The organism is Microbacterium proteolyticum (assembly GCF_014192415.1).
GTDB lineage: Bacteria > Actinomycetota > Actinomycetes > Actinomycetales > Microbacteriaceae > Microbacterium > Microbacterium proteolyticum.
Genome location: NZ_JACHXY010000002.1, coordinates 16,342 through 34,099 on the forward strand (window position 1 = coordinate 16,342; position 17,758 = coordinate 34,099).

At 68.3% G+C, this 17,758-nt stretch carries 16 protein-coding genes; 8 read left to right on the top strand and 8 right to left on the bottom strand.

The window, feature by feature from the left end; genetic code table 11:
• Positions 1-6 precede the first annotated feature (6 nt).
• The 6 genes from FHS07_RS08350 to FHS07_RS08375 all read left to right on the top strand — a co-directional run bounded on the left by FHS07_RS08350 (position 7) and on the right by FHS07_RS08375 (position 4,463).
• Positions 7-633 carry a superoxide dismutase gene (locus FHS07_RS08350; RefSeq protein ID WP_183419476.1) on the top strand — a complete coding sequence of 209 codons (627 nt, stop codon included), beginning with the start codon at positions 7-9 and terminating at the stop codon, positions 631-633.
• Positions 634-736: 103 nt separating this feature from the next.
• Complete coding sequence (gap, locus tag FHS07_RS08355) at positions 737-1,747, top strand: type I glyceraldehyde-3-phosphate dehydrogenase (RefSeq protein WP_055955199.1); 1,011 nt, start codon at positions 737-739, stop codon at positions 1,745-1,747.
• A 6-nt stretch (positions 1,748-1,753) separates the two neighbouring features.
• Positions 1,754-2,968, top strand: a complete 1,215-nt coding sequence (locus FHS07_RS08360) for a phosphoglycerate kinase (protein WP_183419477.1) — start codon at positions 1,754-1,756, stop codon at positions 2,966-2,968.
• Entirely contained in the window at positions 2,959-3,747 is a 789-nt protein-coding gene (gene tpiA, locus FHS07_RS08365; protein WP_183419478.1) for a triose-phosphate isomerase, read from the top strand. Before FHS07_RS08360 ends, tpiA begins: the two co-directional genes overlap by 10 nt.
• Positions 3,748-3,859: 112 nt before the next feature.
• The gene (gene secG, locus FHS07_RS08370; protein ID WP_055955190.1) at positions 3,860-4,108 is read left to right on the top strand and encodes a preprotein translocase subunit SecG; all 249 of its coding nucleotides are present in this window, start codon (positions 3,860-3,862) and stop codon (positions 4,106-4,108) included.
• 1 nt (position 4,109) lies between these two features.
• The gene (locus FHS07_RS08375; protein WP_183419479.1) at positions 4,110-4,463 is read left to right on the top strand and encodes an RNA polymerase-binding protein RbpA; all 354 of its coding nucleotides are present in this window, start codon (positions 4,110-4,112) and stop codon (positions 4,461-4,463) included.
• A 340-nt stretch (positions 4,464-4,803) separates the two neighbouring features.
• Here FHS07_RS08375 and pgl read toward each other — a convergent pair whose 3' ends face one another.
• The 6 genes from pgl to tkt are packed head-to-tail and all read right to left on the bottom strand — an operon-like array spanning position 4,804 to position 12,948.
• Positions 4,804-5,592: a 6-phosphogluconolactonase gene (pgl, locus tag FHS07_RS08380; protein WP_183419480.1), complete on the bottom strand. Its 789-nt coding sequence runs from the start codon at positions 5,590-5,592 to the stop codon at positions 4,804-4,806.
• Positions 5,589-6,536 carry a glucose-6-phosphate dehydrogenase assembly protein OpcA gene (locus FHS07_RS08385; protein ID WP_183419481.1) on the bottom strand — a complete coding sequence of 316 codons (948 nt, stop codon included), beginning with the start codon at positions 6,534-6,536 and terminating at the stop codon, positions 5,589-5,591. The genes pgl and FHS07_RS08385 overlap by 4 nt, the downstream gene beginning before the upstream one ends.
• Positions 6,533-8,083 carry a glucose-6-phosphate dehydrogenase gene (zwf, locus tag FHS07_RS08390; protein ID WP_183419482.1) on the bottom strand — a complete coding sequence of 517 codons (1,551 nt, stop codon included), beginning with the start codon at positions 8,081-8,083 and terminating at the stop codon, positions 6,533-6,535. The genes FHS07_RS08385 and zwf overlap by 4 nt, the downstream gene beginning before the upstream one ends.
• A gap of 3 nt (positions 8,084-8,086) precedes the next feature.
• Positions 8,087-9,712: a glucose-6-phosphate isomerase gene (locus FHS07_RS08395; protein ID WP_183419483.1), complete on the bottom strand. Its 1,626-nt coding sequence runs from the start codon at positions 9,710-9,712 to the stop codon at positions 8,087-8,089.
• A complete protein-coding gene (gene tal, locus FHS07_RS08400; RefSeq protein WP_183419484.1) occupies positions 9,709-10,830 on the bottom strand; it encodes a transaldolase in 1,122 nt (373 codons plus the stop codon). Before tal ends, FHS07_RS08395 begins: the two co-directional genes overlap by 4 nt.
• Before the next feature lie 18 nt (positions 10,831-10,848).
• The gene (tkt, locus tag FHS07_RS08405; protein ID WP_183419485.1) at positions 10,849-12,948 is read right to left on the bottom strand and encodes a transketolase; all 2,100 of its coding nucleotides are present in this window, start codon (positions 12,946-12,948) and stop codon (positions 10,849-10,851) included.
• Between the two features lie 225 nt (positions 12,949-13,173).
• On the opposite strand from tkt, the gene FHS07_RS08410 reads away from it, so the two are divergent.
• A complete protein-coding gene (locus FHS07_RS08410; RefSeq protein WP_183419486.1) occupies positions 13,174-14,100 on the top strand; it encodes a heme o synthase in 927 nt (308 codons plus the stop codon).
• A gap of 310 nt (positions 14,101-14,410) precedes the next feature.
• Here the strand turns inward: FHS07_RS08410 and FHS07_RS08415 are convergent, their stop codons facing one another.
• Both FHS07_RS08415 and FHS07_RS08420 read right to left on the bottom strand, forming a co-directional pair.
• Positions 14,411-14,896 carry a dinucleotide-utilizing enzyme gene (locus FHS07_RS08415; RefSeq protein WP_183419487.1) on the bottom strand — a complete coding sequence of 162 codons (486 nt, stop codon included), beginning with the start codon at positions 14,894-14,896 and terminating at the stop codon, positions 14,411-14,413.
• Between the two features lie 199 nt (positions 14,897-15,095).
• On the bottom strand, positions 15,096-16,082 hold the full coding sequence (locus FHS07_RS08420) for a COX15/CtaA family protein (RefSeq protein WP_183419488.1): 987 nt from the start codon (positions 16,080-16,082) through the stop codon (positions 15,096-15,098).
• A 255-nt stretch (positions 16,083-16,337) separates the two neighbouring features.
• Here FHS07_RS08420 and sufB point away from each other — a divergent pair, with 255 nt between their 5' ends.
• Complete coding sequence (gene sufB, locus FHS07_RS08425; protein WP_183419489.1) at positions 16,338-17,756, top strand: Fe-S cluster assembly protein SufB; 1,419 nt, start codon at positions 16,338-16,340, stop codon at positions 17,754-17,756.
• The last annotated feature ends 2 nt before the right edge of the window (positions 17,757-17,758 follow it).

A 17,758-nucleotide genomic window follows, 5' to 3' on the forward strand; every position in this document is an offset into this window, starting at 1 on the left:
GAGATCATGGCGAAGTACACGCTGCCCGAACTGCCCTACGACTACTCGGCGCTGGAGCCGCACATCAGTGCGACCATCATGGAGCTGCACCACAGCAAGCACCACCAGACCTATGTCAATGGCGCGAACACCACCCTCGACCTGCTCGCCGAAGCGCGCGAGAAGGGCGATTTCGCCAACATCAACCGTCTGCAGAAGGACCTCGCGTTCAACCTCGGCGGTCACACGAACCACTCGATCTTCTGGACGAACCTGTCGCCCAACGGTGGCGACAAGCCCACCGGTGACCTCGAGTCGGCGATCGACGACCAGTTCGGCTCGTTCGACGCGTTCCGCGCGCAGTTCACCGCCGCCGCTCTCGGCGTGCAGGGCTCGGGATGGGCGGGGCTCTTCTGGGACTCGATCGGCGAGAACCTCGTGATCCAGCAGTTCTTCGACCAGCAGGGCCAGATCGTCGCGGGCACCGTGCCGATCCTCCTGCTCGACGTGTGGGAGCACGCGTACTACCTCGACTACAAGAACGTGCGCGCCGACTACGTCAAGGCGTTCTGGAACATCGCCAACTGGGCCGACGCCCAGCAGCGGTTCGCCGCCGCCCGTGAGAAGACCGCGGGTCTGCTGGTACTGTCGTAAACGGCGTGGGCGTCCCGGTGGGCACCCCGCCGGGACGCCGTTGTCCGCCAGCGAACACCGCAATCACGCGCATATCGCGCATAACTGATTCAGGAGAAATTCCGTGACCGTCAAGATCGGAATCAACGGCTTCGGCCGTATCGGACGCAACTACCTCCGCGCGGCTCTCGCGCAGGGGGCCGACCTCGAAATCGTGGCGGTGAACGACCTCACCGACAACAAGTCGCTGGCGCACCTCCTCAAGTACGACTCCGTCGGCGGCGTGCTGACCGAGGACGTCTCGTACACCGCAGACTCCATCACCGTCGGTGACAAGACCATCAAGGTCTTCGAAGAGCGCGACCCCGCCAACCTCCCCTGGGGCGAGCTGGGTGTCGACATCGTCATCGAGTCGACCGGTCGCTTCACCAAGGCGGAAGACGCCAAGAAGCACATCACGGGTGGCGCCAAGAAGGTGCTCATCTCGGCTCCCGCCACGGGTGACGACGCGACCATCGTCATGGGCGTGAACGAAGAGACCTACAACCCCGAGACCGACGTCATCATCTCGAACGCGTCGTGCACCACGAACTGCCTCGCGCCGCTGGCTCAGGTCTTCGAAGAGGCGTTCGGCATCGAGCGCGGGTTCATGATGACCGCTCACGCCTACACCGCCGACCAGAACCTGCAGGACGGCCCGCACAGCGACCTCCGTCGTGCCCGCGGTGCGGCGATCAACATCGTCCCCGCCTCGACCGGTGCCGCGAAGGCCATCGGCCTGGTTCTGCCCGAACTGAACGGCAAGCTCAGCGGCTCGTCGTACCGCGTTCCGGTGCCCACCGGCTCCATCGTCGACCTCACGATCATCACGCCGACCGACGGTCTGACCGTCGACCAGGTCAACGAGGTCTACAAGAAGGCCGCCGCCGAGGGTCGCCTCAACGGCATCCTGCAGTACACCGAGGACCCGATCGTCTCGAGCGACATCCAGGGCAACCCGCACTCGTCGATCTTCGACGCGGAGCTGACCAACGTCAGCGGCAACCTGGTCAAGGTCTCGTCGTGGTACGACAACGAGTGGGGTTACTCCAACCGCCTCGTCGACCTCACCGAGTACGTCGCCGAGCGCCTGTAAACCTTCATGGCTCTGCGCACCCTCGATTCGCTGGGGTCGCTCGCCGGCACGCGCGTCATCGTCCGTTGTGATCTGAACGTCCCTCTCAAGGACGGCGTCATCACGGACGATGGCCGCGTGCGCGCGTCGCTGCCTACTCTCAACGCACTGATCAACGCCGGCGCGCGTGTGGTCGTGTGTTCGCACCTCGGTCGCCCCGACGGGGCGCCCGACCCGAAGTACTCGCTCGAGCCGGTCGCCCAGCGCCTCTCCGAGCTGCTCGGCCAACCGGTCGCGTTCGCGCGCGACACGGTCGGCGAGTCGGCTCAGGATGCCGTCGGCGCGCTCGAGAACGGCGAGGTCGCCGTCATCGAGAACCTCCGCTTCAACCCGGGGGAGACCTCGAAGGACGAGTCCGAGCGCCAGGCCTTCGCGCGAGAACTCGCCGGTCTCGGCGACGCGCTCGTCTCCGACGGATTCGGCGTCGTGCACCGCAAGCAGGCGAGCGTCTACGACCTCGCCCAGCTGGTGCCCTCTGCCGCGGGCCTGCTCATCCAGAAGGAGCTCGAGGTCCTCGACCGTCTGACCGAGAACCCCGAGCGTCCCTACACGGTCGTGCTCGGCGGGTCGAAGGTCAGCGACAAGCTCGGCGTGATCGAACACCTGCTGCCCCGCGTCGACAAGCTCCTCGTCGGCGGCGGCATGATGTTCACCTTCCTCGTCGCCGAGGGGTACGAGGTCGGTGCGAGCCTGCTCGAGAAGGATCAGATCGACACCGTCAAGGGCTACCTCGCCACCGCCAAGGAGCGCGGCGTCGAGATCGTCCTCCCCGTCGACGCCGTCGTCGCGGCATCGTTCTCGGCCGACGCCGAGCACGTCGTCGCCGACGCCCAGGCTCTGGAGGACACCGACTTCGGTGCGTCCGGACTGGGACTCGACATCGGACCCCGCACGGCGGAGATCTTCGCCGACGCGATCCGCGGCTCGCGCACCGTCTTCTGGAACGGCCCGATGGGCGTGTTCGAGATGAAGGCGTTCGAAGCCGGCACCAAGACCGTCGCCCAGGCGCTCACCGAGGTCGACGGCCTCAGTGTCGTCGGCGGCGGCGACTCCGCCGCAGCCGTGCGCCAGCTCGGTTTCGCGGACGAGGCGTTCGGCCACATCTCCACCGGTGGCGGCGCGAGCCTGGAGTTCCTCGAAGGCAAGAAGCTCCCCGGACTGGAGGTCCTCGGATGGGTGTGACCAGAACCCCCCTCATTGCAGGCAACTGGAAGATGAACCTCGACCACCTGCAGGCGGTCGCGTTCGTCCAGAAGCTGCACTGGACGTTGAAGGAAGCGAAGCACGACAAGGGCAGTGTCGAGGTCGCGGTGTTCCCGCCGTACACCGACCTGCGCACCGTGCAGACTCTTCTCGACGCCGACAAGATCGAGTTCGCCCTCGGCGGGCAGGACCTCTCGGCCCACGACTCCGGCGCGTACACCGGGGAGATCTCGGGCCAGTTCCTCGCCAAGCTCGATGCGAAGTACGTCATCATCGGTCACTCCGAGCGTCGTCAGTTCCACCACGAGACCGACGAGGTCATCGCGGCGAAGACGCAGGCGGCCCTGCGCCACGGCCTCGTGCCCGTGATCTGCGTCGGTGAGACCTCTGAGGATCTCGAGAAGTTCGGCGCCAGCGCCGTTCCGGTCGGGCAACTCGAGGTCGCCCTCGAGGGCGTGTCGGCGGATGCCGACATCGTCGTCGCGTACGAGCCCGTGTGGGCCATCGGCTCCGGTCAGGCCGCGACGCCCGACCAGGCGCAGGAGGTCTGCGCGAAGCTCCGCGCGGTCGTCGCCGACAAGCTCGGGGCCGACGCCGCCGCACGCACGCGCGTGCTGTACGGCGGTTCGGTGAAGTCGGGCAACATCGCCGGCTTCATGCGCGAGCCCGATGTCGATGGTGCCCTGGTGGGCGGTGCAAGCCTCGTCGTCGACGAGTTCGCCGCGATCATCCGCTTCCAGAAGCACGTCGGCGTCTGACGCTCACGGATGCCCGCGGCGCCTCGCCGCGGGCATCCGTGCGTCCGAGCCCCCGCCCTCTATACTTGACGCTTGTGCGGTCGACCAGGCCGCTCGCGAAAGGCTTTCGACAGTGCAGATTCTCGAGTTCGTCCTGCAGGTGCTCCTGGGCGTCACCAGCCTCCTGCTGACCCTGCTCATCCTGCTTCACAAGGGTCGCGGTGGCGGTCTGTCCGACATGTTCGGTGGCGGCATGAGTTCCGCGATGGGGTCCTCCGGACTCGCGGAGCGCAACCTCAACCGATTCACGGTCGTCCTGGCTCTGACATGGTTCGTCACCATCGTCGGCCTCGGCCTGCTGACCAAGTTCGCGGAGCTCTGACATGGCCACCGGAGGAAATGCGATCCGCGGCTCCCGCGTCGGTGCGGGCCCCATGGGCGAGCAGGACCACGGTTTCCACGCCGACCGCGTGGCCGTGTCCTACTGGGACGCCCTCGGCAACGAGACGGTGCGGTACTTCGCCGCGGGCATTCCCGACGAAGAGATCCCCGAAACGATCGACTCCCCGCACTCGGGCCTTCCCGCTGGGCGCGACAAGGCGAACCCTCCGGCTCTGGCCAAGGCCGAGCCCTACAAGACCCACCTTGCGTACGTGAAAGAGCGTCGAAGCGACGAAGAAGCCGCTTCTCTGCTCGACGACGCGTTGCAGCAGCTCCGCGAGCGCCGCGGTCAGTGACGATGCAGAGGGCCGGATGCTATGGCATCCGGCCCTTCGTCGTTCGTGCAGCTGCTCAGGTGCAGCCGCTCATTCCTGCATGGCGGTCGTTCGGCGGCTCGCGGGTGACCGGTCTGTGTGGAGACGCGCAGCATGGTGTCGTCGACGATCCGGTCGGCGGCTGTCGTCGCCCTCGACCATGCGGATGCCGTCCGGGTGCGCACCTCCGGGTCGCCCGGAGCTCCGGCCCGCCGGAGGTGGTGCCTGACTTGCACGACGCGCTCCTGCATCACGAGACCTCGACGACGAACGACGAGGACCGGATGCCGATGGCATCCGGTCCTCGTGTGTGCGTGAGCGCTCAGTATTCGCGGTCGATGAGCTGCGGCGGCACCTGATCCGCGGCCACCTCATCGACGAAGAACGCCGTTCGACGGCGCCCCTTCGCCCCCGCGGCCGGAACGCTCTGATAGCTCGCCCCGGCCAGGGCGAGGCCGAGTGCTGCGGCCTTGTCGGCACCGGCGATGACCATCCAGACGCGCTTCGAGCTGTTGATGACGGGACGTGTCAGCGAGACCCGCTCGCTCGGCGGCTTGGGGGATTCCCGGACGGGCACGGTCGCCCGGTCGGTCACCGAGATCTCGGGGCGGTCCGGGAACAGCGAGGCGATGTGCGCATCGGGGCCGACACCGAGGAAGCAGATGTCGAACGACGGCCAGGGGCCCGTCTCGCTACGATCCGACGGAGCGAACTGCGCGAGTTCGTCGGCGTAGGCGATCGCCGCGGTGTCGAGATCGACATCGTCCTCGCTGGATGCGACGGCGTGGATGTTCTCGGCCGGTACGTCGATGTGGTCGAGGAAGGCCTCGCGTGCCTGCTTCTCGTTGCGGTCGTCGCTCTCTCGTGGCACGAACCGCTCGTCGCCGAACCAGAAGTGCACGAGCGACCAGTCGATGTCGGCCACGCGCTCGTCGCGCGCGGCTGTGCGCAGGACCGCACCGCCCATGGTGCCGCCGGTGAGGCAGATGTGCATGCGCTTGCCCTCGGCGACACGCTTGACGATGCGGTTCACGAAGCGGGTGGCGACGTACTCCGCGAGGGCGTCGGCGTCGCGCTTGATGATGACGCGCTTGGCCCAACCGTCGCTCATGACTCGCTCTTCTCGCTCGCGGCGTGCAGCAGATCGTGCCCGTCGGTGATCACTCGACCATAGAGCAGGTCGGGATCGAGGCGGCGCAGTTCCTCGGCCAGACACTCGCGGAGCGTCCGTCGCGGGAAGGCGAGATCGTGCGTGGGCTGTCCGGGCTGGCGGAGGATCGCGACCCCCGCCTCGGGGCGCTCCAGCAACGTGTCGCCGCTCGCACGCGTGAGGCGGACCGACTTGATGCCGCTCGCCCACTCGTCGGCCGGGAGGTAGGCGTAGTCGACGGGAGCATCGAGCTTCATGCCCAGCCATGCCGCGAGCAGCGACGTCGAGGGGGAGTCGGCGGCACCGCGCACCTCGATCGCGGTGACCGGCTCGTAGGGAGGCTGATCGAGCACCGCCGCGAGCTGCTCGCGCCAGCGGGTGAGCCGCGTCCACGCGAAGTCCGTGTCGCCGGGGGCGTAGTGCTCACCGAGCTCGGCGACCCACGCGGCGGGATCGGCCTGCGACGAGGCGTCGGTGATGCGGCGCTGCGCGATGCGGCCGATGGCCGAGCGCGACGGGTTCGCCGGAGCCTCCGCCGGCCACCACGCGACGACCGGGGCATCGGGCAGAAGCAGACCCGTGACGAGGCTCTCGGCGTTGGAACCGGCCGCGCCGTGGGCACGCAAGACCACGACCTCGCTGGCGCCGGCGTCGCCGCCGACGCGGATCTGGGCGTCGAGACGTGGCTCTTCGTCTTCGTCGCCGAACAATACGGCGATGACGCGCATCGGGTGCTCGCGCGACGCGTCGTTGGCGGCCTCGATGACCTCCTCTTCGGCGCCGTGGTGCGTGACGATGATGAGCGTCAGCACGCGGCCGAGGGCGACGGCGCCGCCCTCTTCGCGCACGCTGACGAGCTTCTTCGAGATCGCGCTGACGGTGGTGTCGGGCAGGTCGATGATCACGGGCGTCTCCAGGTGCGGCCGTCGCGGGAGAGGAGTTCGTCGGCGGATGCCGGTCCCCACGACCCGGGCGAGTACTGTTCGAGCGGACCGCCCTCGGCGGCCCAGAACTCCTCGATCGGGTCGAGGATCTTCCAGCTGAGCTCGACCTCCTCGTGCCGCGGGAACAGCGGCGGGTCGCCGAGCAGCACGTCGAGGATGAGGCGCTCGTACGCTTCGGGGCTCGCCTCGGTGAAGGCGTGCCCGTAGCCGAAGTCCATCGTCACGTCGCGCACCTGCGTTCCGTCGCCGGGGACCTTCGAACCGAAGCGGATCGTGACGCCCTCGTCGGGCTGCACGCGGATGACGAGCGCGTTCTGCCCGAGCTCCTGCGTCTGGCTGCGCGAGAACAGCTGCTGCGGGGCGCGCTTGAACACCACGGCGACCTCGGTGACGCGCCGACCCAGGCGCTTACCGCTGCGGACGTAGAACGGCACTCCCGACCAGCGGCGGGTGTTGATCTCGAGCTTGATCGCCGCGTACGTCTCGGTGACCGACTCGGGGTTCATACCGTCTTCGTCGAGGAAGCCCCGCACCTCTTCGCCGCCCTGCCAGCCACCGGCATACTGCCCGCGGGCCGTGGACTCCGCGAGGTTCTCGGGCAGGCGCACCGCCGCGAGCACCTTCTCCTTCTCGGCGCGGAGGTCGGCCGCGTTGAAGCTGATGGGCTCCTCCATCGCCGTGAGCGCCAGCAGCTGCAGGAGATGGTTCTGGATGACGTCGCGCGCCGCGCCGATGCCGTCGTAGTACCCCGCGCGACCGCCCACTCCGATGTCCTCGGCCATGGTGATCTGCACATGGTCGACGTAGTTGCGGTTCCAGATGGGCTCGTACAGCTCATTGGCGAAGCGCAGCGCCAGGATGTTCTGTACCGTCTCTTTGCCGAGGTAGTGATCGATGCGGAAGATCGAATCGGCGGGGAATGCGCTCTCGACGACCTCGTTCAGTTCGCGTGCCGAGGCCAGGTCGTGGCCGAAGGGCTTCTCGATGACGACGCGGCGCCACCCGCTCGTCTTCTGGTCACCGTCGTTGACGAGGCCGGATGCCTTCAGCTGCGTCGTGACGAGCGGGAAGGCCTTGGGCGGGATCGAGAGGTAGTAGGCGTGGTTGCCCATGGTGCCGCGTTCGGTGTCGAGCTTGTCGACCGTCGCGCGCAGGCGCTGGAAGGCGTCGGGGTCGTCGAACTCTCCCTGCACGAAGCGGATTCCCTCGAGCAGCTCCTTCCACGTCTCTTCGCGGAACTCGGTGCGGGCGTACTTCTTGACAGAGTCGTAGACGACCTCGGCGAAGTCCTGGTCCTCCCAGTCGCGACGTGCGAAGCCGACCAGGGCGAAGCCCGGGGGCAGCAAACCGCGGTTGGCGAGGTCGTAGACCGCCGGCATGAGCTTTTTGCGCGACAGATCGCCGGTGACGCCGAAGATCACCAGGGCGCTGGGCCCGGCGATCCGGCTCAAACGGCGATCCTCGGGATCGCGCAGGGGATTGTGACCCGGTGTGATCTCTACGACCATGTCCTACTGTGCCGCCTCGAAGAGTGAGAGCACTTCGACCTGCGGGTCGGTCAGCGTCAGCGTGACGACGGGACGGCCGTGGCCCTCCGCCAGCACGCTCGCGTCTCCCGCGGCCTGTGCCTGGATGAGTTGTCCGAACGTGAACGGTCGACCGGGGATCTCCAGGTCGACGTCGGTGCGTTCGAGGATCTGGAGGAACACACCGGTGGCGGGTCCTCCCTTGTGGAACTGGCCCGTGGAGTGCAGGAAGCGGGGACCCCAGCCGAAAGTGGTGGGGCGGCCGCAATCCGCGGCGGCGAGTTCGCGCAGGCCCGAGAGCTGTGCGAGTTCGAGGCGGTTCACGTAGGCCTGGATACTGAGGTAGCCGTCTGCGGCCACCCGCTCGTACAGGGCCGCCAGCACGCCCGCGATGGTGCCGCTGGCCGCGAGAGCCGGGTCGGAGACCCGCACCTCCACGCCGTCGTCGACGAACGCCGGGGCGGTGGGCGCCGGCTGCGCGTCAAGGAGACCTCGAGTGGCGTCCTTCGCCGACTCGACATCGGGCTGATCGAACGGGTTGATCCCGAGCATGCGACCGGCGATCGCGGTCGCGTACTCCCAGACCACGAACTGGGCGCCCAGTGATCCGCTGACCAGCACCTCGTCGGTGTGGCGTTCGAACAGGTGGAACGCCGACGCGTCGTCGACGAACCGGACGATCTGCAGGTCGTCGGGCCGGGATTCGAGCTCGGGGGAGACGGGCAGCAGCACGACGGGGAGGATGCCGGAGCCGTCCTTGCCGGTCGACTCGGCGACGAGCTGCTCGATCCAGTCGGGCAAGCCCATGATGTGGCTACCGTCGGTGACCAGGCCGAGCTTGTCACGGCGCAGCGCGCCACCGCCGGCGATTGCGGCGGCCAGGACGAGCGCGGGATTCTCGGGGGAGTCGATCGCGACTTCGAGGAGTGTGGCATCCGCCTCGTCGAGCAGGTCGTCGATGTCGACGCCGGCGAGCCCCGTCGGTACGAGTCCGAACGCGGTGAGGGCGGAATAGCGTCCGCCCACCTCGGGGTCGGCGGTGAAGACCCGATAACCGTCGGCTCGCGCCGACTGCTCCAGCGGCGAGCCGGGATCGGTCACCACGACGATGCGTTCGGACGGATCGATGCCGAGGTCGCGGAACGCGGCCTCGAAGGCGCGTTTGGCGGAATCGGTCTCGATCGTCGAACCGGACTTGCTCGAGACCACCAGAACGGTCTGCGCGAGACCGCCCGACTCGGCGTCGCCGTCGATCGCGGCGAGCACCTGCGCGGGAGAGGTCGAGTCGAGCACGACCAGCGGAACACCGGCCGTTTGGGCGATGACCTCGGGCGCGAGCGACGAACCGCCCATCCCCGCGAGCACGACGCGGGTCACGCCCTGCGCGACGAGCTCGTCGCGCAGGGCGGTGATCTGGGGCACGAGCGGGCGCGAGACGGAGACCGCTCGCACCCACCCGAGCCGACGGGAGGCTTCGTCTTCAGCGGCCGGGCCCCAGAGGCTCGCGTCACCGGCGGTGATGCCCGACGCGATCAGCGAGCCGGTCAGCCCCGGCAGCTCGGACGAGACGACCGAACCGACGTGGCCCGTGACCTTGACCGCGAAGCTCACTTGGCGGCCTGGGCGCTTCCGGCCTCGAGGGCGGTCTTGACCGTGTCCTGCAGCTCGTGCCACGAGGCGATGAACTTCTCGACACCCTCGTCTTCGAGCGTCTGCGTCGCGTCGGCGACGTCGACACCCGCGGCGGCGAGGCGGTCGAACACCTCGTGAGCCTCGGCATAGGCGCCGGTGATGGTGTCACCGGTGATCACACCGTGGTCGAATGTGGCCTCGAGCGTCTTCTCGGGCATCGTGTTCACGGTGCCGGGGGCGACGAGCTCGGTCACGTACAGGGTGTCGGGCAGCGCCGGGTCCTTCACGCCGGTCGACGCCCACAGCGGACGCTGTACGGTCGCACCCGCATCGAGCAGTTTCTTGGCGCGGTCGCCCTGGAACTTCTTCTCGAACAGCTCGTAGGCCAGGCGTGCGTTGGCGATGCCCGCCTTGCCCTTGAGCGCCGCGGCCTCATCGGTGCCGAGGGCCGCGAGACGCTTGTCGATCTCGGTGTCGACGCGCGAGACGAAGAACGACGCGACCGACTGCAGGGTCGAGATGTCGTGGCCGGCGGCCTGCGCCTTCTCGACACCGGCGAGGTAGGCGTCGATGACCTCTTCGTAGCGCTCGAGGCTGAAGATGAGCGTGACGTTGACCGAGATGCCCGCACCGATGACCTCGGTGATGGCCGGCAGACCGGCCTTGGTCGCCGGGATCTTGATCAGCACGTTCTTGCGGTCGACGCGGGCCGACAGGTCGTTGGCCTGCGCGACGGTGGCGTCGGTGTCGTGCGCGAGGTCGGGCGAGACCTCGATCGAGACGCGGCCGTCGACACCGCCGGTGGCTTCGAACACGGGGAGGAAGATGTCGCACGCGTCGCGGACGTCGTCGGTGGTGATCGAGAAGATCGCTTCGTCGACATCGGCGCCGGCGGCGGCGAGTTCCTTGACCTGACCCTCGTACGCCTCGCCCTGGGAGAGGGCTCCGGCGAAGATCGTGGGGTTGGTCGTCACGCCCGACACGTTGCGCGCGTCGATCAGCTCGGCGAGGTTGCCGGACTGGATCCGCTGACGGGACAGGTCGTCGAGCCAGATGCTGACGCCGGCGGCGGAGAGGTCTGCAGTGGGAGTGCTCATGTCGTTAATCTCCTCGGATTACTTCTTGGCCGCGGCGAGCGAGTCGCGCGCTGCCTCGACGACGGCCTCAGCCGTGATGCCGAACTTCTGGAACAGGGTTTTGTAGTCGGCCGACGCACCGAAGTGGTCGATCGCGACGGAGCGGCCGGCGTCGCCGACGATCCCCGCCCAGCTGAGTGCGGAGCCGGCCTCGACCGACACGCGTGCCTTGACCGACGCGGGCAGCACCGACTCGCGGTACGCCTCGTCCTGCTCGGCGAACCACTCCAGCGACGGAGCCGACACGACGCGGGCGTGCACGCCTTCGGCGGCGAGGGTCTCGCGCGCCTCGACGGCCAGCTGCACCTCGGAACCGGTGGCGATCAGGATGACGTCGGGCTCGCCGTTCGCGGCCTCGGCGAGCACGTACGCGCCCTTGACGGCGCCCTGAGCGGACGCGAACTGGTCACCGGATGCCGCGCCGTCGCCGCGGGCGAAGACGGGGATGTTCTGGCGGGTGAGGGCGATACCGGCGGGGCCTGCGGTGCGGCGCAGCATCTCGAGCCACACGACCGAGGTCTCGTTGGCATCCGCCGGACGCACGAGGGCGAAGTTCGGGATGGCGCGGAGCGTCGCGAGCTGCTCGACCGGCTGGTGCGTGGGGCCGTCTTCGCCGAGGGCGACGGAGTCGTGCGTCCACACGAAGATGGTCGGGATGTTCATCAGGGCGGCCAGACGCACCGGCGGGCGCATGTAGTCGCTGAAGATGAGGAACGTGCCGCCGAAGGGCCGCGTGGGTCCGTGCAGCACGATGCCGTTGAGGATCGCACCCATCGCGTGCTCGCGGATGCCGAAGTGCAGCACCCGGCCGTAGGGGTCGCCCGACCACTCGTGGGTCGACCACGACGAGGGGATGAAGGACTTGGCATCCTTGATCGTCGTCAGGTTGGACTCGGCGAGGTCGGCCGAACCGCCCCAGAGCTCGGGGAGCGAGGCGGCGAGGGCGTTGATGACCGTGCCGGAGGCGGCGCGGGTCGACACGTCTTTGCCGGCTTCGAAGGCGGGCAGGGCGTCGGCGATGTCGGCGGGGAGTTCTCGCGCCTGCAGACGGTCCCACAGCTGCTTGCGTTCCGGATACTTCGCAGCCCATGCGTCGAAGCTCGACTGCCAGGCGGCCTTCTCGGCCTCGCCGCGCTCGACGAGCTGACGGGTGCGGGTGAGCACGTCGTCGGCGACGGCGAAGTGGTGCTCGGGGTCGAAGCCGAGCACCTCTTTCGTGGCCTTGAGCTCGTCGGCGCCCAGGGCGGACCCGTGGATCTTGCCGGAGTTCTGCTTGCCGGGGGAGGGCCAGCCGATGATCGTCTTGAGGATGATGAGAGAGGGCTTGCTCGTCTCGCCCTTGGCGGCCTCGATCGCGGCGTGGAGTTCGGCGACGTCCTCGACGTACTCGCCGGTCTTCTTCCAGTCGACGGTCTGCACCTGCCAGCCGTACGCCTCGTAGCGCTTGGCGACGTCTTCGGTGAACGCGACGTTGGTGTCGTCCTCGATCGAGATCTGGTTGGAGTCGTAGATCGCGATGAGGTTGCCGAGCTCCTGGTGGCCGGCGAGCGAGGAGGCTTCGCTCGTCACACCCTCCTGGAGGTCGCCGTCGCCGGCGATGACGTAGACGAAGTGGTCGAAGGGGCTCTCGCCTGCGGGGCTCTCGGCGTCGAAGAGGCCGCGCTCGTAGCGGGCGGCGTAGGCGAAGCCGACAGACGACGCCAGGCCCTGGCCGAGCGGCCCGGTGGTGATCTCGACGCCGTCGGTGTGGCCGTACTCGGGGTGGCCGGGGGTCAGCGACCCCCACGTGCGCAGTGCCTCGAGGTCCTTCAGCTCGAGGCCGAAACCGCCGAGGTAGAGCTGTACGTACTGGGTCAGCGATGAGTGACCCGCCGACAGGATGAAGCGGTCGCGGCCGGGCCAGTGCGTGTCGGCCGGGTCGTGGCGCAGCACCCGCTGATACAGCAGGTACGCGGCCGGGGCCAGCGACATCGCGGTGCCGGGGTGACCGTTCCCCACCTTCTCGACGGCATCCGCCGCCAGAATGCGGGCGGTGTCCACCGCGCGCCGATCGATTTCATCCCATTCGAAGTCCGACAAAACGGTGCCTCTCTCGATCTGCGCCCGTTCACGGCCGACGTCCGCGCTCACCACCGTAGGAGTGGGAGGGGGGTGGGGGTGTCGTCGCGGGGCGCGCGTTCACCGTCAGCATAGCGAGAACCCGCGACGCTGTTGCGGATCGTGACGGGGCTCGACAGGCGGCCGGGCGTGTGGTGCGGATGGCATAGAATCAGGGAGGTTCTTTACGCGCTACCCCGGGGGACGATGGACATCTCGACGACGTCGCACGTCATTGCGACGACCGATCGCCGCTCCGTCGGGCGCACCGTGCGGGCCTACGTGGCCCTGACGAAACCTCGCGTGCTCGAGCTCCTGCTCGTCACCACCGTCCCGGTCATGATCCTCGCCCAGGGTGGCCTGCCCGACCTGTGGCTGATCTTCGCCACGGTCATCGGCGGCTCGCTGAGCGCCGGCTCGGCGGCTGCGTTCAACATGTACCTCGATCGCGACATCGATGCGCACATGCAGCGCACCGAGAACCGTCCGCTCGTGACCGGTGAGGTCTCGCCGCGGGGCGCGCTCGTTTTCGCGTGGACGCTCGCCGCCGTCTCGACCGTCTGGCTGTGGGTGTTCACGAACACTCTGGCCGCCGGCCTGTCGGCCGCGGCGATCTTCTTCTACGTCGTGATCTACACGATGATCCTCAAGCGTCGCACCGAGCAGAACATCGTGTGGGGCGGCATCGCGGGGTGCTTCCCGGTGCTCATCGGTTGGTCTGCCGTCACGGGATCGCTCTCGTGGGCGGCGCTCATCCTCTTCGCGCTCGTGTTCCTGTGGACGCCGCCGCACTACTGGCCGCTGTCGATGAAGTACGCCGCGCAGTACGAAGAGGTCGACGTCCCGATGCTGGGCGCCACCCGCAGCGGATCCCAGGTGGGTCTGCAGGTCATCCTCTACGCGTGGGCGACCGTCGCGTGCTCGCTCCTGCTGATCCCCGTGGCATCCATGGGGCTGGTGTACACCGTGTCGGCGCTGGTGTTCGGCGGCTGGTTCATCTACGAATCGCACCGCCTCTACTCCCGAGCCGTGCGTGGCGGTGAGCCTCGTCCGATGCGCGTGTTCCACGCCTCGATCACGTACCTCACGCTGCTGTTCGTCGCGATCGCCGTGGACCCCCTGCTGCCCTTCTGATCTGACCCGTGAGCGCCCGTCCCCTATCGGGGCGGGCGCGTCGGCGTTTCGAGGAGTGCCGTGCGCGTGGCTGCCCTCGCGACCTCGGACGCCGCTCGACCGTGACACGGATGGGTGTGGGCGTCGACGGTGGTGGGCGGAGGCCGCCGGAGCGGAGGAGATTCCGCCGGGAGGAGGACCGCCATCGCGGCATCCGTCCTCCGCTCGTGAGATCTCCTCCGGTGGGCGGGTGGGGTCGAGGCGCGAGATCGAGGGACGCGAAAGCGCCCGCCCCCGAACGGGGAGCGGGCGCTTTCACGCAAGCGTGTCGTCAGCGACGGGTGGTGTCGTCTCCGGCGTCGAGCTTGGGGGCGTCGTGACCGGCCTCGGCCGTGGCGCGGGCCGGGGCAGGAGCGGTCGACGGCGTCTCGACGTCGGCGTCCTCCACCGCGAGGGGGGAGGCGGTCGTGGCGGGCGTGTACGAGGCGACGGCGGGCTCGGCGACCGACTCATCGTCGCTGGACCAGTCGATGCTCTCGACCGCCACGTCGGGGCGGCGGGTCAGGGCGGTGGCTGCGCCCAGGGCGAGCGCGGCGACGATGCCCACGGCACCGGCGCCGAGGACCGCGGCGCCGACGACGACCCACGACTGCCCGACGTAGACCTGCACGACGGTGGCGTTGGGGTCGTTGAGGACCTCCTCCATCGCGGATATCCCGTTCAGGACGATCGCGAGTCCACCGATGATGGCGGCCAGGGATCCGGCGACGAGCACCCAGAAGGGGATGCTGGTCAGCAGACGGGGACGAGTGTGCATGGGAGAACTCCTTGTCGTTCCGACCCGGGGGAGTCGGAAAGCGTCATCCGACGCGATGGCATCGGATGGATCACGGGCGCGGGGCACCCGGGGAACAACACTGTCTCACCAGCCGGTGTCGGCGTTAGGGGTCGCCGATGAATGCCCTATGAGCGTATAAGAGCGGCGTCCCGCCCCGACGGCACCGGCCGGCGCGTGCTCAGCGGCGCGCGGATGCCGTTTCGCGACGCGCGATCGGCCCGTCGGCAACCGCGGGCTGCTTCAGGCGCAGCACGACGACGGTCATGGTCGCCGCGGCCAGAGCGGCGAGCACCATGTGCGTGCCGACGGCGAGTTCGGGCAGTCCGTTGCGGGCCTGGTACAGGCCGACGGCGATCTGCACGAGTTCGACGGCCAGCAGGGCGGTCGCCCAGCGACGCACCGGGAGGCGGAGCCGCCACGCGATCACGACGACCACGAGGGTGAGGGCGAACAGTGCGTATCCGGGCCACGCGTGCACGTGCTCGAGCACCTGCGCGTCGAAGCCGTTGCGGATGGATGCCTCGTCACCCGAGTGGGGGCCGGCGCCCGTGGTGAGAACGCCGAAGACGATGGTGAGGGCCAGGATCGCGGTGGTGGCGTGCACGAGGCCCGCGAACCAGCGCGGGGCGGCGAGGGTGCGGGCACCTGCGGGCTGATACATGCGCACCAGGAAGGCCGCGCACACGGCGACGAGCGAGACCGACGCGACGTAGTGGAAGCCGACGATGAAGGGGTTCAGGCCCGTCAGCACCGTGATGCCGCCCACGATGGCTTGCGCGACGATGCCCACCAGCACGATGAGCGAGAGGACGAAGAGCACCCGGCGCTCGTGGCGCATGCGCCACACGAGCACGACGACCGCGATGGCCAGGATGCCGACGAGTCCGGTCAGCGTGCGGTTGCCGAACTCGATGACGCCGTGGATCCCCATCTCGGGCGTGTTGATGAGCGAGTCGGGCGTGCACCGCGGCCACGTCGGGCAGCCGAGACCCGACCCGGTGAGCCGAACGGCGCCGCCGGTGCCGATGATCAGCACCTCTGCAACGAACGACAGCCACGCGAACACCCGCACACGCCGGTCGACGTCGACGGGCAACCAGGCGACGAAACGTCGCACGGGCTCGGGGACGCGGGTCGGTGACGAGGGGGACGAAGCGGAGGGCATGCGTGCGGCTTCCTGGCGTCGAGGTGGCCCCGGCGGTCCCGGTGTGCGGGGGAGCGGTGCTGCCGTACCGGGAGCGGGTGCCTGTAGAATCGAAGGGTCCGGGTGCGTCGCTCGCGCGATCCGCACCAGAGACAGTCTAGGCGCGCCGCCAGCGCCTTCGAACGGGCCTACCAGCGACATTCCTGGGACTTCGACCGGAGTCCGGAATGCCGGGGCGGATGACACCGTTGAGGCCCGAGAAGGAGAGTGATCACCATGTCCGATGTACTCATCGACCGACCCGAGCTCGAAAGCCTGGGGCAATACGAGTTCGGCTGGCACGACACCGATGCCGCCGGTGCGCTCGCGCAGCGGGGGATCAACGAGGACGTCGTTCGCGGCATCTCCTCCCTGAAGTCCGAGCCGGAGTGGATGCTGAAGACGCGCCTCAAGGGCTACCAGCTCTTCGGCCGCAAGCCCATGCCCACCTGGGGTGCCGATCTCAGCGAGATCGACTTCGACAACATCAAATACTTCGTGCGCTCGACCGAGAAGCAGGCGCAGTCCTGGGAAGACCTTCCGGAAGAGATCCGCAACACCTACGAGAAGCTCGGCATCCCCGAGGCTGAGCGTCAGCGCCTCGTCGCCGGTGTCGCCGCGCAGTACGAGTCCGAGGTGGTCTACCACCAGATCCGTGAAGACCTCGAGCAGCAGGGTGTCATCTTCATGGACACCGACACCGCTCTGCGCGAGCACCCGGAGTTCTTCGAGGAGTACTTCGGCACCGTCATCCCCGCGGGCGACAACAAGTTCGCCGCGCTGAACACGGCGGTGTGGTCGGGCGGATCGTTCGTCTACGTCCCCAAGGGCGTGCACGTCGAGATCCCGCTGCAGGCGTACTTCCGCATCAACACCGAGAACATGGGCCAGTTCGAGCGGACCCTGATCATCGCCGACGAAGACAGCTACGTGCACTACATCGAGGGCTGCACGGCGCCGATCTACAAGAGCGACTCACTGCACTCGGCCGTGGTCGAGATCATCGTGAAGAAGAACGCGCGCGTTCGCTACACGACGATCCAGAACTGGTCGAACAACGTCTACAACCTCGTCACCAAGCGCGCCGTCGCCCATGAGGGCGCCACCATGGAATGGGTCGACGGCAACATCGGCTCGAAGGTGACGATGAAGTACCCCTCCATCTACCTGATGGGCGAGCACGCCAAGGGCGAGACCCTCTCGGTGGCCTTCGCCGGTCCCGGTCAGCACCAGGACGCCGGCGCGAAGATGATCCACATGGCGCCGTACACGCAGTCGTCCATCGTGTCGAAGTCGATCGCCCGCGGTGGCGGTCGTGCCGGGTACCGCGGTGAGGTGCGGGTGGATGCCAATGCGCACCACTCCGCCAACACGGTGCGCTGCGACGCACTGCTGGTCGACTCCATCTCGCGCAGCGACACGTACCCCGCGATCGACATCCGTGTCGACGACGTACAGCTCGGTCACGAGGCCACCGTCTCGAAGGTCAGCGAGGAGCAGTTGTTCTACCTGCAGTCGCGCGGCCTCCCCGAAGACGAGGCCATGGCCATGATCGTGCGCGGGTTCATCGAGCCCATCGCGCGGGAACTGCCGATGGAGTACGCCCTCGAACTGAACAAGCTCATCGAGATGGGCATGGAGGGCAGCGTCGGATGATC

Coding starts and splice junctions, on each gene's coding strand:
- tpiA (WP_183419478.1), top strand. CDS start 2,959: ATGGGTGTGACCAGAACCCCCCTCATTGCAGGCAACTGGAAGATGAAC.
- sufB (WP_183419489.1), top strand. CDS start 16,338: ATGTCCGATGTACTCATCGACCGACCCGAGCTCGAAAGCCTGGGGCAA.
- FHS07_RS08420 (WP_183419488.1), bottom strand. CDS start 16,082: ATGCCCTCCGCTTCGTCCCCCTCGTCACCGACCCGCGTCCCCGAGCCC.
- pgl (WP_183419480.1), bottom strand. CDS start 5,592: ATGAGCGACGGTTGGGCCAAGCGCGTCATCATCAAGCGCGACGCCGAC.
- FHS07_RS08375 (WP_183419479.1), top strand. CDS start 4,110: ATGGCCACCGGAGGAAATGCGATCCGCGGCTCCCGCGTCGGTGCGGGC.
- FHS07_RS08415 (WP_183419487.1), bottom strand. CDS start 14,896: ATGCACACTCGTCCCCGTCTGCTGACCAGCATCCCCTTCTGGGTGCTC.
- zwf (WP_183419482.1), bottom strand. CDS start 8,083: ATGGTCGTAGAGATCACACCGGGTCACAATCCCCTGCGCGATCCCGAG.
- FHS07_RS08410 (WP_183419486.1), top strand. CDS start 13,174: ATGGACATCTCGACGACGTCGCACGTCATTGCGACGACCGATCGCCGC.
- tal (WP_183419484.1), bottom strand. CDS start 10,830: ATGAGCACTCCCACTGCAGACCTCTCCGCCGCCGGCGTCAGCATCTGG.
- FHS07_RS08360 (WP_183419477.1), top strand. CDS start 1,754: ATGGCTCTGCGCACCCTCGATTCGCTGGGGTCGCTCGCCGGCACGCGC.
- FHS07_RS08350 (WP_183419476.1), top strand. CDS start 7: ATGGCGAAGTACACGCTGCCCGAACTGCCCTACGACTACTCGGCGCTG.